Origin of the sequence: Klebsiella sp. HC6 (assembly GCF_022605325.1) — a bacterium.
GTDB classification, from domain to species: domain Bacteria; phylum Pseudomonadota; class Gammaproteobacteria; order Enterobacterales; family Enterobacteriaceae; genus Klebsiella; species Klebsiella terrigena.
Genome location: NZ_CP093276.1, coordinates 5877421 through 5891827, shown reverse-complemented (window position 1 = coordinate 5891827; position 14407 = coordinate 5877421). Strand labels below are relative to the sequence as shown.

13 protein-coding genes are annotated in these 14407 nt (G+C 57.0%); 6 read left to right on the top strand and 7 right to left on the bottom strand.

The window, feature by feature from the left end; translation table 11 throughout:
• Positions 1–92 precede the first annotated feature (92 nt).
• Positions 93–1466 carry an oxygen-independent coproporphyrinogen III oxidase gene (gene hemN / locus MMW58_RS28340; protein ID WP_159237712.1) on the top strand — a complete coding sequence of 458 codons (1374 nt, stop codon included), beginning with the start codon at positions 93–95 and terminating at the stop codon, positions 1464–1466.
• A 69-nt stretch (positions 1467–1535) separates the two neighbouring features.
• Here the strand turns inward: hemN and glnG are convergent, their stop codons facing one another.
• The 3 genes from glnG to glnA form a co-directional block, all read right to left on the bottom strand.
• Complete coding sequence (gene glnG, locus MMW58_RS28335; RefSeq protein WP_041143385.1) at positions 1536–2945, bottom strand: nitrogen regulation protein NR(I); 1410 nt, start codon at positions 2943–2945, stop codon at positions 1536–1538.
• A gap of 8 nt (positions 2946–2953) precedes the next feature.
• The gene (glnL, locus tag MMW58_RS28330) at positions 2954–4003 is read right to left on the bottom strand and encodes a nitrogen regulation protein NR(II) (RefSeq protein WP_041143386.1); all 1050 of its coding nucleotides are present in this window, start codon (positions 4001–4003) and stop codon (positions 2954–2956) included.
• 187 nt (positions 4004–4190) lie between these two features.
• Positions 4191–5600: a glutamate--ammonia ligase gene (glnA, locus tag MMW58_RS28325; RefSeq protein WP_041143387.1), complete on the bottom strand. Its 1410-nt coding sequence runs from the start codon at positions 5598–5600 to the stop codon at positions 4191–4193.
• A gap of 379 nt (positions 5601–5979) precedes the next feature.
• Between glnA and typA the strand changes: the two genes are divergently transcribed.
• From typA to fabY, 5 genes are all read left to right on the top strand, one after another.
• Positions 5980–7803, top strand: a complete 1824-nt coding sequence (gene typA / locus MMW58_RS28320; RefSeq protein WP_133601286.1) for a ribosome-dependent GTPase TypA — start codon at positions 5980–5982, stop codon at positions 7801–7803.
• A 134-nt stretch (positions 7804–7937) separates the two neighbouring features.
• A complete protein-coding gene (yihX, locus tag MMW58_RS28315; RefSeq protein ID WP_041143389.1) occupies positions 7938–8528 on the top strand; it encodes a glucose-1-phosphatase in 591 nt (196 codons plus the stop codon).
• 2 nt (positions 8529–8530) lie between these two features.
• Positions 8531–9391: a virulence factor BrkB family protein gene (locus tag MMW58_RS28310; protein WP_133601287.1), complete on the top strand. Its 861-nt coding sequence runs from the start codon at positions 8531–8533 to the stop codon at positions 9389–9391.
• Positions 9388–9825 carry a D-aminoacyl-tRNA deacylase gene (dtd, locus tag MMW58_RS28305; RefSeq protein WP_241722541.1) on the top strand — a complete coding sequence of 146 codons (438 nt, stop codon included), beginning with the start codon at positions 9388–9390 and terminating at the stop codon, positions 9823–9825. The genes MMW58_RS28310 and dtd overlap by 4 nt, the downstream gene beginning before the upstream one ends.
• A 44-nt stretch (positions 9826–9869) precedes the next feature.
• On the top strand, positions 9870–10811 hold the full coding sequence (fabY, locus tag MMW58_RS28300) for a fatty acid biosynthesis protein FabY (RefSeq protein WP_045853697.1): 942 nt from the start codon (positions 9870–9872) through the stop codon (positions 10809–10811).
• Between the two features lie 15 nt (positions 10812–10826).
• Here fabY and MMW58_RS28295 read toward each other — a convergent pair whose 3' ends face one another.
• The 4 genes from MMW58_RS28295 to fdxH form a co-directional block, all read right to left on the bottom strand.
• Positions 10827–11747 (bottom strand): alpha/beta hydrolase, encoded by a 921-nt coding sequence (locus MMW58_RS28295; protein WP_241722540.1) that lies wholly within the window; start codon positions 11745–11747, stop codon positions 10827–10829.
• Positions 11748–11936: 189 nt separating this feature from the next.
• Positions 11937–12866, bottom strand: a complete 930-nt coding sequence (fdhE, locus tag MMW58_RS28290) for a formate dehydrogenase accessory protein FdhE (RefSeq protein WP_045853695.1) — start codon at positions 12864–12866, stop codon at positions 11937–11939.
• Positions 12863–13498 (bottom strand): formate dehydrogenase cytochrome b556 subunit, encoded by a 636-nt coding sequence (gene fdoI / locus MMW58_RS28285; RefSeq protein ID WP_133601291.1) that lies wholly within the window; start codon positions 13496–13498, stop codon positions 12863–12865. The genes fdhE and fdoI overlap by 4 nt, the downstream gene beginning before the upstream one ends.
• Entirely contained in the window at positions 13495–14397 is a 903-nt protein-coding gene (gene fdxH / locus MMW58_RS28280; protein WP_045853693.1) for a formate dehydrogenase subunit beta, read from the bottom strand. The genes fdoI and fdxH overlap by 4 nt, the downstream gene beginning before the upstream one ends.
• Between the last annotated feature and the right edge of the window lie 10 nt (positions 14398–14407).

Here is a 14407-nt window from a genome sequence, read left to right as displayed (position 1 = left end):
CGTCAGAAATGGCTGCGCAACCGGCTCATTACCCGAAGTGCGGTTGGGCCGGGGCGGCGTACCCGCCGGCGGCACCATCGGAAGGAGTGAGCATGACCGTGCAGTTAATCGACTGGGATCTGGCCCTGATCCAAAAATATAACTATTCCGGGCCGCGTTATACCTCGTACCCCACCGCGCTGGAGTTTTCTCCCGAATTTGGCGCCGCTGAGTTCGACGAGGCGGTGGCCCGCTATCCGCAGCGCCCGCTATCGCTGTACGTGCATATCCCGTTTTGCCATAAGCTCTGCTATTTCTGCGGCTGCAATAAAATTGTGACCCGCCAGCAGCATAAGGCCGACCAGTACCTGGACGTGCTCGAGCAGGAGATTATTCATCGGGCCCCGCTGTTTACCGAACGCCAGGTGCATCAGCTGCACTGGGGCGGCGGAACGCCAACCTATCTGAATAAAGAACAAATCAGCCGGCTGATGAATTTGCTGCGCACCCACTTCAATTTTATTGCCGATGCTGAGATTTCAATTGAAGTCGATCCGCGGGAAATTGAGCTGGACGTGCTTGACCACCTGCGCGCTGAGGGCTTCAATCGCCTGAGTATGGGCGTGCAGGACTTCAATAAAGAGGTGCAGCGTCTGGTGAACCGCGAGCAGGATGAAGACTTTATCTTTGCTCTGCTCAACCATGCGCGTGATATTGGGTTTACCTCTACCAATATCGATCTGATTTATGGTCTGCCGAAGCAAACGCCGGAAAGTTTTGCCTTTACGCTGCAGAAGGTGGCCGAACTCAACCCCGATCGCCTGAGCGTATTTAACTACGCGCATCTGCCCACGCTCTTTGCCGCGCAGCGTAAAATCAAGGATGCGGACCTGCCTACGGCGGAACAGAAGCTGGATATCCTGCAGGAGACGATTGGCTCGCTCACCGATGCCGGCTACCAGTTTATCGGCATGGATCATTTTGCGCGCCCGGATGACGAACTGGCGATTGCCCAGCGTGAAGGCGTGCTGCATCGCAACTTCCAGGGCTACACCACCCAGGGCGACACCGACCTGCTGGGGATGGGCGTTTCTGCGATCAGCATGATTGGCGACTGCTACGCGCAGAACCAGAAAGAACTAAAGCACTACTATCAGCAGGTTGATGAAACCGGGAACGCCCTGTGGCGCGGCATTGCGCTGACCCGCGATGACTGCATACGCCGGGACGTCATCAAATCGCTGATCTGTAATTTCCGTCTCGATTTTGCTGCCGTCACCGCCCAGTGGGACATCGATTGTCAGCACTATTTTGCCGAAGATTTGCAGCTGCTCGCACCGCTGGCGAAAGATGGGCTGGTGGACGTCGATGAAAAGGGGATTCAGGTCACGCCGAAAGGCCGCCTGCTGATCCGCAACATCTGCATGTGTTTTGATACCTATCTGCGCCAGAAAGCGCGGATGCAGCAGTTCTCACGGGTTATTTAAGCAAAATCCCGGCGACGCAGGGTTACCGGGGTGATGAAGCGGCTGGCCGAGCGGCCAGCGTGAACCGCGTTATTCCATTCCCAACTCTTTCAGCTTACGGGTAAGCGTGTTTCGTCCCCATCCCAGCAGGCGCGCAGCCTCCTGCTTGTGCCCCTGCGTATGGCGCAGGGCGGTGGTCAGCAGCGTCCGCTCCATTTCCGGCTGAGCCTCAGAGAGCAGGTTTTGATGACCGGATCGCAGGGCGCGATCGGCCCACTGTCCCAGCAGCGTCGCCCAGCTATCCGGCTGCATATGCGTGGGGCTGTCCGGTACCGAGGTTTCAAACAGCTCGCTGGGAAGATCCTGGGTCAGCACCTCCTGACCGGCGGCCATCACCGTCAGCCAGCGGCAGGTATTTTCGAGCTGACGCACGTTGCCGGGCCAGGCCAGGCGCGTGAGCGCCGTTTCCGTTTCCGGGTGCAGCAGCTTAGCTTCAACGCCCAGCTCGCGCGCCGCAACCTGCAGGAAGTGGCGAGCCAGGCGCGGAATATCCTCCCGGCGCTCGCGCAGCGGCGGCAGATGGACGCGAATCACGTTCAGACGGTGGAACAGGTCCTCACGGAATTTGCCTTCCTGGACGCGCTGTTCGAGGTTTTGGTGGGTCGCGGCAATGATCCTGACGTCCACCTTCACCGGCGCATAGCCGCCAACGCGATAGAACTGACCGTCGGCCAGCACGCGCAGCAGGCGCGTCTGCACGTCCAGCGGCATATCGCCAATTTCATCGAGAAACAGCGTGCCGCCATCGGCCTGCTCAAAGCGGCCCTGGCGCACGGTGTTAGCACCGGTAAATGCCCCTTTCTCGTGACCGAACAGCTCGGACTCGATCAGGTCTTTTGGGATCGCGGCCATATTCAGCGCGATAAACGGCGCCTTCGCCCGCGGGCTGTGGCGGTGCAGGGCGTGGGCGACCAGCTCTTTACCGGTACCGGATTCACCGTTGATCAGCACGCTAATAGAAGAGCGCGACAGGCGGCCGATAATGCGAAAGACATCCTGCATCGCCGGCGCTTCACCGATGATATCGGCCGTTGGGCTGTTTATCGGCGCATTTCGCGGCTGCTGCTGCTCCTGATAGTGGCTGATAGCGCGGTCAACCAGCGCCACGGCTTCATCAATATCAAAAGGTTTCGGCAGATAATCAAAGGCCCCCTGCTGATAGGCGCTTACTGCCGCATCCAGATCCGAATGCGCGGTCATTATGATGACCGGAAGCATCGGATGGCGTTGCTTAATTTGTTTCAGCAGCGCGAGCCCATCCATCCCCGGCATCCGAATATCAGACAGCAGTACATCCGGGGTTTTGGTGGTGAGTGCATCAAGCACCTCGTTGCCGCTTTCAAACGTTGTACAACTCAAGCCTGCCCCGGTGAGCGCGCGTTCAAGCACCCAACGGATGGAGCTATCGTCATCAACGATCCAGGCTATCCCTCGTTGCATAAACACCTCTACTTCCGAATAGGCAGGAATACCGAGAATTCGGTATGCCCTGGCCAACTGGTAAATTCAATTTTGCCGGAGTGTCGGTCGATAAGACTGCGGGCAATGGAAAGCCCCAGACCGGTACCGCCTTCGCGACCGCTGACCATGGGATAAAAAAGCGTATCCTGTAAATGGGACGGAATTCCCGGGCCGTTGTCTTCCACATCAATGCGCGCAGCGAGACGGTAGCGTACGCCATGCAGCGTCAGCTGGAAGGCGGTACGGGTGCGCAGAATAATTTCTCCGCCTTCTGGCCCCAGCGCCTGCAGCGCATTGCGTACGATATTCAGCAGGACCTGTTCAATTTGGTCCGGGTCGTGCGCCAGCTCCGGCAGGCTAGGGTCGTAATCACGGATAAGCTTGACGTTGTCCGGCAGCTCCATCGACACCAGCTTCACCACCCGCTCAGCGACTTTATGGATGCTTTCGGTGACGTGCATTCCGGGATGCTGCGGTCCCAGCAGGCGATCGACCAGGTTTCTCAAGCGGTCGGCCTGCTCAATGATGACGTTGGTGTATTCCATCAGCGCCGGATCGGGTAGCGCCTTACTCAGCAGCTGCGCCGCACCCCGCAGGCCGCCCAACGGATTTTTAATCTCGTGGGCCAGACCGCGGACTAAATCACGAGCCGCGATTTGCTGCGCGTGCTGCAGCTGCTCCTGGCTCAGACGCCGCTGGTTATCCATGGGCGCCATTTCCAGCAGGATTTGCCCTTCAGGCAGGCGCTGTGCGGTTAAGGACAGGATATGCGAGCGGCCATCGATCACCAGGGTGACTTCGTTGTCGGTAAAGCCCTGGCCCGCCTGCAGGCTCTCCTGCATCAGACCGATATTCAGCGAAAAGTAGCTCAACAGCTCGGGGAGTGGCGTGCCGTACAGCTTGCGTGAACTTTGGGCCAGCAGCTGCTGCGCCGCCGGGTTCGCGTAGTGCACCGCCAGGTCGTCATCGACCAATAAGATGCTGTTGATTAAAGAGTTAAGGATCTGCCCAGCATCGGGCTGAGTGCCTGTTGCCATCTGACAGTCTCCTGAAAAGAGTGCACTATTTTAGTGCAGTATAGCTTTTTATAAGTAAAAAGCGCATAAGATCAGCATGTTGGTGGAGAAAAAAGCCCATCCTGAGATGGGCTGAAAGTTTCCACGGCAACAAAATATCCCTGGTACCCCACGCCACAACACGGAATACCGAGGATTTACAGCAAAATTAGACGCTGTAGTACAGCTCGAACTCAACCGGGTGCGGAGTCATGCGTACGCGGTCGTTTTCTTCAATACGCAGGGCGATGTAGGCATCGATAGCGTCGTTGGTGAATACGCCACCCGCGGTCAGGAACTCACGGTCAGCGTCCAGCGCGTTCAGTGCTTCTTCCAGAGAGCCTGCAACCTGTGGGATCTCTTTCGCTTCTTCCGGCGGCAGGTCATACAGGTTTTTATCCATGGCTTCGCCCGGATGGATTTTGTTCTTGATACCGTCAAGACCAGCCATCAGCAGCGCAGCGAAGCACAGGTACGGGTTAGCAGCCGGGTCCGGGAAGCGCACTTCGATACGACGCGCTTTCGGAGAGGTGACCACCGGAATACGGATAGAGGCAGAACGGTTACGGGCAGAGTAAGCCAGCATAACCGGTGCTTCGTAACCCGGGACCAGACGCTTGTAGGAGTTGGTGGTCGGGTTAGCCAGGGCGTTAATCGCTTTAGCGTGTTTGATTACGCCGCCGATGTAGAACAGAGCTTGCTCGGACAGGCCAGCATATTTGTCACCAGAGAACAGGTTTACGCCGTTCTTGGACAGGGACATGTGGCAGTGCATGCCGGAACCGTTATCGCCAAACATTGGTTTTGGCATAAAGGTCGCGGTTTTACCAAAGCGGTGAGCAACGTTGTGCACAACGTATTTGTAGATCTGAATTTCGTCCGCTTTTTTGGTCATGGTGTTGAAGCGGGTAGCGATTTCGTTCTGACCAGCAGTGGCGACTTCGTGGTGGTGAGCTTCAACAACCAGGCCCATCTCTTCCATGATCATACACATGGTAGAGCGGATGTCCTGAGAGGAGTCAACCGGTGGAACCGGGAAGTAGCCGCCTTTCACGCCAGGACGGTGACCTTTGTTGCCACCTTCGTATTTGGTGGAGGAGTTCCATGCGCCTTCGATATCGTCGATAGCCACGTGGGAACCGGAGATAGAAGCGCCAAAGCGGATGTCGTCAAACAGGAAGAACTCTGGCTCTGGCCCGAAGAGTACGGTATCTGCCAGGCCGGTAGAACGCAGGTACTCTTCCGCGCGCTTAGCGATGGAGCGCGGGTCACGGTCGTAGCCCTGCAGGGTGCCTGGTTCCAGGATATCGCAGCGGATGATCAGCGTCGGTTCTTCGAAGAACGGGTCGATCAGCGCGGTGGTCGCATCCGGCATCAGAACCATGTCAGATTCGTTAATACCTTTCCAGCCACCAATCGAGGAGCCATCAAACATTTTGCCTTCTTCGAAGAATTCGGCATTAACCTGATGAGAAGGAATTGTGACGTGCTGTTCTTTACCTTTGGTATCGGTGAAGCGCAGATCGACAAACTTCACTTCGTGCTCGTTCAGCATCGTCAAAACGTGTTCAGCGGACATACTTAAACTCTCCCGGATTGGTCATTGTCGTCGTGGTAACGAAAACTTTTTTACTACTTAAAGTGGCGTTGTTGCCTTAAAATAGATAAAGCGAAATCTGTGCCAACTTTTAAATGCTATGTAAAACGCTGTATCATGCGCACCATAGTGCAAAAGAACTGCACCATGATAGGAATAATGCACCAAAATAGTGCTTCAGTGTGAACATTGAGCACCATTTTGGTGCAGTTTTTGTTACGGTGCCCTTTTATCGCTCCGTGAAAGCGATCACAAAGAAACTCTGCAATACTTGTTTGCGGAGGATGTTTGTGATCCTGTTCAGTCCTTCGCTTATTACGTGTACAATAACGCGCTATTTCTAATGCCTGAGGCAAAGTTTGTGATCGAAAATCTGCGTAACATCGCCATCATCGCGCACGTTGACCATGGTAAAACTACCCTGGTCGACAAGCTGCTCCAGCAATCCGGTACGTTCGATGCACGTGCCGAAACACAAGAGCGTGTGATGGACTCCAACGATTTGGAGAAAGAGCGTGGGATTACCATCCTCGCGAAAAACACCGCAATCAAATGGAATGATTACCGTATCAACATCGTTGATACCCCTGGGCACGCCGACTTCGGAGGTGAGGTTGAGCGTGTTATGTCCATGGTTGATTCTGTGCTGCTGGTGGTTGATGCCTTTGACGGTCCGATGCCGCAAACGCGCTTCGTCACCAAGAAAGCCTTTGCCCACGGCCTGAAGCCGATTGTGGTCATCAACAAAGTTGACCGTCCGGGCGCACGCCCTGACTGGGTTGTCGATCAGGTCTTCGATCTGTTCGTTAACCTCGACGCAACTGATGAGCAGCTGGACTTCCCTATCGTTTACGCATCTGCGCTGAACGGTATCGCGGGTCTGGACCACGAAGATATGGCTGAAGACATGACTCCGCTGTATCAGACCATCATCGATCGCGTACCGGCTCCGGACGTTGATAGTGATGGCCCGCTGCAGATGCAGATCTCCCAGCTTGATTACAACAACTACGTTGGCGTAATCGGCATCGGTCGCATCAAGCGCGGTAAAGTGAAGCCGAACCAGCAGGTCACTCTGATTGATAGCGAAGGCAAAACCCGTAACGGTAAAGTCGGTAAAGTCCTGGGCCACCTCGGTCTGGAACGTATCGAGACTGACGTCGCGGAAGCTGGCGATATCATCGCGATCACCGGTCTGGGCGAGCTGAACATCTCCGACACCATCTGCGATCCGCAGAACGTCGAAGCGCTGCCGCCGCTGTCCGTTGATGAACCGACCGTTTCTATGTTCTTCTGCGTTAACACCTCTCCGTTCTGTGGTAAAGAAGGTAAGTACGTTACTTCTCGCCAGATCCTCGATCGCCTGAACAAAGAGCTGGTACACAACGTGGCGCTGCGCGTTGAAGAGACTCCGGATGCGGACGCATTCCGCGTTTCTGGCCGTGGCGAGCTGCACCTGTCCGTTCTTATCGAGAACATGCGTCGTGAAGGTTTCGAAATGGCGGTTTCCCGTCCGAAAGTTATCTTCCGCGAAATCGACGGCCGCAAACAAGAGCCGTTCGAAAACGTCACGCTGGACGTTGAAGAGCAGCATCAGGGTTCCGTGATGCAGGCTCTGGGTGAGCGTAAAGGCGACCTGAAAAACATGAATCCAGATGGCAAGGGCCGCGTACGTCTCGACTACGTGATCCCAAGCCGTGGCCTGATTGGCTTCCGTTCTGAGTTCATGACCATGACCTCCGGTACCGGTCTGCTGTACTCCACCTTCAGCCACTACGATGATGTTCGTGCGGGCGATGTTGGCCAGCGTCAGAACGGCGTACTGATCTCCAACGGTCAGGGTAAAGCAGTTGCGTTCGCACTGTTCAGCCTGCAGGACCGCGGCAAGCTGTTCCTGGGCCACGGTGCTGAAGTTTACGAAGGCCAGATCATCGGTATTCACAGTCGTTCTAACGACCTGACCGTAAACTGCCTGACCGGTAAGAAACTGACCAACATGCGTGCGTCCGGTACTGACGAAGCAACGGTTCTGGTTCCGCCGATCAAGATGTCTCTGGAGCAAGCTCTCGAGTTCATCGATGACGACGAACTGGTAGAAGTTACGCCTGCTTCCGTACGTATTCGTAAACGTCACCTGACCGAGAACGATCGTAAACGCGCCATGCGCGGTGCGAAAGAAGACTAATTCTCGCCGTCCGTTGATATCTAAACCCCGCCTTAATGGCGGGGTTTCTTTTTTGTCTCCAAAGCCCCCACCTCATAGTCAAACCTCGCCTTTCCCGCTACAGTTAATTTTCCACGGTGCAAAAGGAGAGGGCCATGCTCTATATCTTTGATTTAGGTAATGTGATTGTCGACATCGACTTCAACCGGGTACTCGGGACGTGGAGTGATTTAAGCCGCATTCCGCTGGCGACGCTGAAGCAGCACTTCACCATGGGTGAGGCGTTTCGCCAGCACGAGCGCGGTGAAATCAGCGACGAAGCCTTCGCTGAAGCGATGTGTCATGAGATGAATATGGCGCTGAGCTATGAGCAGTTTTCCCACGGCTGGCAGGCCGTATTTGTGGCTCTCCGCCCGGAGGTCATCGCGATTATGCACAAGCTACGCGAGCAGGGACACCGCGTCGTCGTGCTGTCGAATACCAACCGCCTGCACACCACTTTCTGGCCAGATGAATATCCGCAGGTGCGCGCCGCGGCCGACCGTATCTATCTTTCGCAGGAGATGGGGATGCGTAAGCCCGAGGAGCGGATCTACCAAAGCGTTCTGCAGCAGGAGGGATTTTCCGCTGCCGATACGGTCTTCTTTGACGATAATGCCGAGAATATTGCCGGCGCGAACCGGCTGGGAATAACCAGCATTTTGGTGACCGGAAAGGAGACTATCCCCGACTACTTTGCGCAATGATTATGTTAAAAACCGTTCATCAAAAAGCAAAGCGCCGCTGCCGTCCGCTGCTGGCCTGGCTAAAGCTGCTGTGGCGCCGGATTGATGAAGACAATATGACGACGCTGGCAGGGAATCTTGCCTACGTGTCGTTACTCGCGCTGGTGCCGCTGATTGCCGTGGTGTTCGCGCTTTTCTCCGCCTTTCCCATGTTTTCTGAAGTGAGCGGGCAGATACGCCACTTCATCTTTGCCAACTTTATCCCGGCGACGGGGGACGTCATTCAGCGCTATATCGAGCAGTTTGTCGCGAACTCCAGCCGAATGACGGCGGTGGGCGCCTGCGGGCTGATCGTGACCTCGCTGCTGCTGATGTATTCGATAGATAGCGCGCTGAATACCATATGGCGCAGCCCGCGCGCCCGGCCAAAAATTTACTCCTTTGCGGTCTACTGGATGATCCTTACCCTCGGACCCTTACTGGCGGGGGCGAGCCTGGCGATCAGCTCATACCTGCTGTCGCTGCGCTGGGCCAGCGAGCTCAATAGCGTCATTGATGACGTGCTGCGCATCTTCCCGCTGATTCTATCGTGGGCGGCGTTTTGGCTGCTTTACAGCATTGTCCCGACGACGCAGGTGCGAAACCGCGATGCGCTGATTGGTTCGCTGGTGGCCGCGCTGCTGTTTGAGGCCGGTAAAAAAGCGTTTGCCCTGTATATCACCGCCTTTCCGTCGTACCAGCTGATTTATGGCGTCATAGCCGTGGTGCCTCTTTTGTTTGTTTGGGTCTACTGGACGTGGTGTATCGTCTTGCTTGGGGCTGAAATTACTGTCACTCTCGGGGAATACCGCAAACTAAAAAAAGAAGAAACAGAACAACCATGATTGCATTAATTCAACGCGTATCCCGTGCAAGCGTTACCGTGGCGGGCGAGGTGACGGGCGAAATCGGTCCGGGGCTTCTGGTGCTGCTAGGGGTCGAGAAAGATGACGATGAGCAGAAGGCCAACCGCCTCTGCGAACGCGTGCTCGGCTACCGCATCTTTAGCGATGCTGAGGGCAAAATGAATCTTAACGTCCAGCAGGCTGGCGGCAGCGTGCTGGTGGTTTCCCAGTTTACGCTGGCTGCGGATACCGAGCGCGGCATGCGCCCGGGCTTCTCAAAAGGCGCCGCGCCCGATGCCGCTGAGGCGCTGTACGACTATTTCGTCGCGCGCTGCCGCCAGCAGGAAATGCACACACAGACCGGGAGATTCGCTGCAGATATGCAGGTCTCGCTGGTCAATGATGGCCCTGTCACCTTCTGGTTACAGGTATGAGTCAGCTTCCGGGAAGGCTGCGGGCAACAAAAGAGAGTACAGCTATGTATCACCTTCGTGTACCGCAAACAGAAGAAGAGTTAGAGAGCTACTATCAGTTCCGCTGGGAGATGCTGCGTAAGCCCCTGCATCAGCCAAAAGGGTCGGAGCGCGATGCCTGGGATGCCATGGCGCATCACCAGATGGTGGTTGATGAGGACGGCAATTTGGTCGCCGTGGGCCGGCTGTACGTGAACGCCGAAAATGAGGCCTCCATTCGCTTTATGGCGGTGCACCCTTCCGTACAGGATAAAGGGCTCGGGACCTTAATGGCGATGACCCTGGAGTCGGTGGCGCGCCAGGAAGGGGTGAAGCGGGTGACCTGCAGCGCCCGCGAGGACGCGGTGGATTTCTTCGCCAAGCTGGGGTTCGTTAACCAGGGCGAGATAACCACGCCAACCACCACGCCCATCCGCCATTTCCTGATGATCAAGCCCATTGCCTCGCTGGACGATATTCTTCACCGCGGCGACTGGTGCGGACAGCTGCAGCAGGCCTGGTATCAGCACATTCCGCTCAGCGAAAAAATGGGCGTGCGCATTCAGCAGTACACCGGGAAAAAATTCATCACCACCATGCCGGAAGCCGGTAACCAGAATCCGCACCACACGCTGTTTGCCGGGAGCCTCTTTTCCCTGGCAACCCTCACCGGCTGGGGGCTTATCTGGCTGATGCTGCGCGAGCGGCACCTCGGCGGAACGATTATCCTCGCCGACGCGCATATCCGCTACAGCCAGCCGATTAGCGGCCGTCCGAGCGCGGTGGCGGACCTCGGCTCCTTAAGCGGCGATCTTGACCGCCTCGCTCGCGGCCGAAAGGCGCGGGTACAGCTGCAGGTTGAGCTGTTTGGCGATGAGAATCTGGGGGCCGTTTTTGAAGGCATTTATATCGTTCTGCCCGCGAAGCCGTTTGGCTCGTACGAAGAGGGCGGCAACGAAGAAGAGTAGCCCGCCGCTCCTGCCTTATGCGGCGCCTGGTGAACCGCTTCGCCAGGCGATATCCCGCATAGCATCCCGTGCCGCCGGGCTTATCCCCCCAAGCTGAAAGAAGCCGTGAATCACCCCGAGGTAGCGCTGAGCGCTGCACTCGACGTTCTGCCCGAGCAGCCGGCGATATAACGCTTCACCCTCATCGCGCAGCGGGTCGTACTCTGCGGTAATAATATGCACCGGCGGCAGGCCGCTGAAGTCTTCTCGCCACAGCGGGCTCGCCTCCGGGTGGGAAACGTCGGTCGACGAGAGATAGATCTCGTAGCCGCTCAGCAGCGTATCCCGGGTGATGATGTAATCTTCGCCGTTGCTGGCGTAGCTTGCCGAGCGGGCGGCGGCGTCGAGCATCGGGTAAATCAGGATTAGCTGCGCGGGCTGCCACTCTGCCGCGGCTTTCAGCCGCAGGGCGGTAACCAGGGCCAGATGGCCGCCGGCGCTGTCTCCGGCAAGCGTTATGCGTGAGGTATCGACCCCCAGCCGCCCGGCGTGGCGGTGGATAATTTCGGCGCCGTGCTGCGCATCGTCATGTGCGGCAGGGAAGGTATGTTCGGGCGCCAGCCGATACTGCACGGCGATGATCCGGCAGCGGCTCTCATACGCCAGCTGTCGAAGCTGCCGATCGTGGGTAGCAAAGCCGCCGCTGATAAAGCAGCCGCCGTGATAGTAAATAACGGTAGGAAGCACGCCCTCGGCATCGAGCGGCGATACCACGCGAAAGGTCATACCTTCTAAGGCGATATCCTCGACCTGCACGCGGGTTTCAGGCGCGCCGGCCAGCGCCGCGCTTGCCACGTAGCCCGCTCTCCGGTCATCAATATTCTGCTCCCGCGAAGAGGGGCGGCCCGCCGCGATAAACTCATCCACCAGCCGGCTAATGCCTTTTTCCAGCGTCATCTCTCACTCCTTTATTCTGTATGGATATACAGCTTTATAGCCTGGTTTATGACGGATGAACACGGGATTATTTGGGGCTGGCGCGGGGAGATGGCGTACAAAAGGGCGCGGATAACGTCGGTGAGGCTTCGGCCTGTGCGGCCTGATGGCTGGCCGGGCAACCTGAGCTACCCGGCCATCAGCTACTTTTTACTCGCCTTCACCCGGGAACATAAACGGGTTGATAGAGCTGCGGGCAAAACCTTCCTGCTCCATATGGGCGTCCAGCACCAGCGAGGCCAGATCGTCAGCGACGGCTTCGACGTTGGGATCTTTTTCCTGATACATAATCTTCAGGTAGGTCCCGCAGTCGCCGCAGCTTTCAGCCTTGATCGCCGCCTGCTCGTTATCCAGCGACCAGTAGTTCAGATCGCGGCTCTGTTCGCAGTTGCTGCACTTTACGCGCACGACGTGCCATTCGGTTTCGCACAGATTGCAGTGCAGGTAGCGCAGCCCCTGAGTGGTACCGATTTGCACCATGCTGGAGACCGGCATCGAGCCGCAAACCGGGCAGTGCTGACGCTGCTCGCCGTACTCGGCGTGGGCTTTACCGGGGATCAGGCTCGCCATCTGCGCCCAGTAGAGCGACAGCGCGGCCCAGATAAACGGGGCCTTATCGCTGCTGACCAAAGCAAAGTCGGAGGCGAAAAGCGCGCTCGCCATCAGCTCAAGCTCCTGTTCGGACGCTTTTTCCAGGTTTTCGATGACCGCCAGCGCCGGGCCGCTCATCTCCGGCTTCAGCTCGGCGATAAGCGAATGCAGCAGCTTGTGCCAGTGCTTATCGCGCGGCAGGACGTGAATATCCAGCGGCGGTTTGCCCTGGGCATTCGCCTCTTTGAGGCGGGCCGTCAAATCCATCTGCAGCGGATGGTCGTACAGCACCACTTCCTGGGCGTGGGCGATCAGCGCGGCAAAGCGCAGGTAGTCGCCCAGCGGGTTGCTCTCCGCCAGCTTGCGCAGGCGCTCGGCGCGGCGGTTATAAAGATTTTTTAGCCTGGGGAACAGTAGCGGCGGAATATATTCCGCCGTGCGTTTCTCGCTCGAACCCAGCTCATCTTGCGGGATTATGCGAATACTCATTCAGTCTTTTTTTCCTGTTTCTGGCGGACTTCGCGATACCAGCGCGGGTGATGTTTCTTCGCCCATGTTTTGGTAACCCAACCTTCCACCATCGCGGTAATGGTGCCTTTCACCCACAGGGCGGCGTAGATATGCACCATGATAACCACAATTAACGCCACTGCGGCAAATGAATGCAGCATTAGCGCAAATCGGATCACCGGGATTGAGAACGCAGGCGCAAAATACGGACGCCAGATGATCACGCCGCTTATCAGCAGCAGAACCAGGAAAATAATCGCCGCCCAGAATACGCATTTCTGGCCGAAGTTATAGCGCCCGGTGTCACCTACCTCCTCGTTGACGACGATCTTACGAATATTCTTCGCCCAAAAGATATCATCCCGATTGATTAGGTTGTGATGCCAGTAGCGGAAAAACATGATGATGAACGAGGCAAACATGATAACCCCGACAAACGGGTGCAGAATTCGCGCCAGCTGCGGGGTGCCCATGACGTGCATCAGCCAGTTGAAGGAGGGGAAAAAGAACCCCAGCCCGCTTATGGCCGCCAGCATAAAGCAGAAGGCGGTCACCCAGTGGTTGATTCGCTCCGGCGCCGTGTAGCGCACGATGGTGTCACGTCTTTTCATTTGCGCACCTCGTCATTCTCTTCATGCAGGTTGTCTTCTTCCTCTTCCGCTCGGTTCGGACCGACGCCGACGTAGTGGAAGATGCTGGCGGCGAAGGTCGCGGCAAAGCCCACCGCCGCGAGCGGTTTCCAGATGCCTTTCCAGAACTTCACGGTGGCGCTGATTTCCGGGTTTTCCGGCAGGCCGTGGTACAGATTCGGCTTGTCGGCATGATGCAGGACGTACATCACGTGCGTGCCGCCGACGCCGGCCGGATCGTATAGGCCCGCGTTGTCATAACCGCGGGTTTTCAGCTCGGCAACGCGCTCGCCTGCCAGCACTTTCATATCCTCTTTGGAACCAAAGTGGATAGCGCCGGTCGGGCAGGTTTTCACGCAGGCCGGCTCCTGGCCGACGGTAACGCGATCGACGCACAGCGTACACTTGTAGACGCGGTTGTCTTCCGGGTTCAGGCGCGGGACGTCGAACGGGCAGCCGGCGATACAGTAGCCGCAGCCGATGCACTGCTCGGACTGGAAGTCGACGATGCCGTTAGCATACTGAATGATAGCCCCTTCCGACGGACACGCCTTCAGGCAGCCCGGGTCGGCGCAGTGCATGCAGCCATCCTTACGGATCAGCCACTCCAGCTTGTCGTTTTGCTCCACTTCCGAGAAGCGCATCACCGTCCAGGATTTGGCGGTCAGATCCGCCGGGTTGTCGTACACCCCGACGTTGTGACCGACCTCATCACGGATATCGTTCCACTCTGAACAGGCCACCTGACAGGCTTTACAGCCGATGCAGGTGGTGACGTCGATAAGCTTCGCCACCTCCTGCTGGTGGTCCCGCGCCTGAGGCGCGGGGGTGAAACCGTTAGTCGCGGAACGACGAATAATGTCTTGCGATTGATAAGCCATAAGTCGTCTC

Coding starts and splice junctions, on each gene's coding strand:
- hemN (WP_159237712.1), top strand. CDS start 93: ATGACCGTGCAGTTAATCGACTGGGATCTGGCCCTGATCCAAAAATAT.
- glnG (WP_041143385.1), bottom strand. CDS start 2,945: ATGCAACGAGGGATAGCCTGGATCGTTGATGACGATAGCTCCATCCGT.
- glnL (WP_041143386.1), bottom strand. CDS start 4,003: ATGGCAACAGGCACTCAGCCCGATGCTGGGCAGATCCTTAACTCTTTA.
- glnA (WP_041143387.1), bottom strand. CDS start 5,600: ATGTCCGCTGAACACGTTTTGACGATGCTGAACGAGCACGAAGTGAAG.
- yihX (WP_041143389.1), top strand. CDS start 7,938: ATGCTCTATATCTTTGATTTAGGTAATGTGATTGTCGACATCGACTTC.
- MMW58_RS28310 (WP_133601287.1), top strand. CDS start 8,531: ATGTTAAAAACCGTTCATCAAAAAGCAAAGCGCCGCTGCCGTCCGCTG.
- dtd (WP_241722541.1), top strand. CDS start 9,388: ATGATTGCATTAATTCAACGCGTATCCCGTGCAAGCGTTACCGTGGCG.
- fabY (WP_045853697.1), top strand. CDS start 9,870: ATGTATCACCTTCGTGTACCGCAAACAGAAGAAGAGTTAGAGAGCTAC.
- MMW58_RS28295 (WP_241722540.1), bottom strand. CDS start 11,747: ATGACGCTGGAAAAAGGCATTAGCCGGCTGGTGGATGAGTTTATCGCG.
- fdhE (WP_045853695.1), bottom strand. CDS start 12,866: ATGAGTATTCGCATAATCCCGCAAGATGAGCTGGGTTCGAGCGAGAAA.
- fdoI (WP_133601291.1), bottom strand. CDS start 13,498: ATGAAAAGACGTGACACCATCGTGCGCTACACGGCGCCGGAGCGAATC.
- fdxH (WP_045853693.1), bottom strand. CDS start 14,397: ATGGCTTATCAATCGCAAGACATTATTCGTCGTTCCGCGACTAACGGT.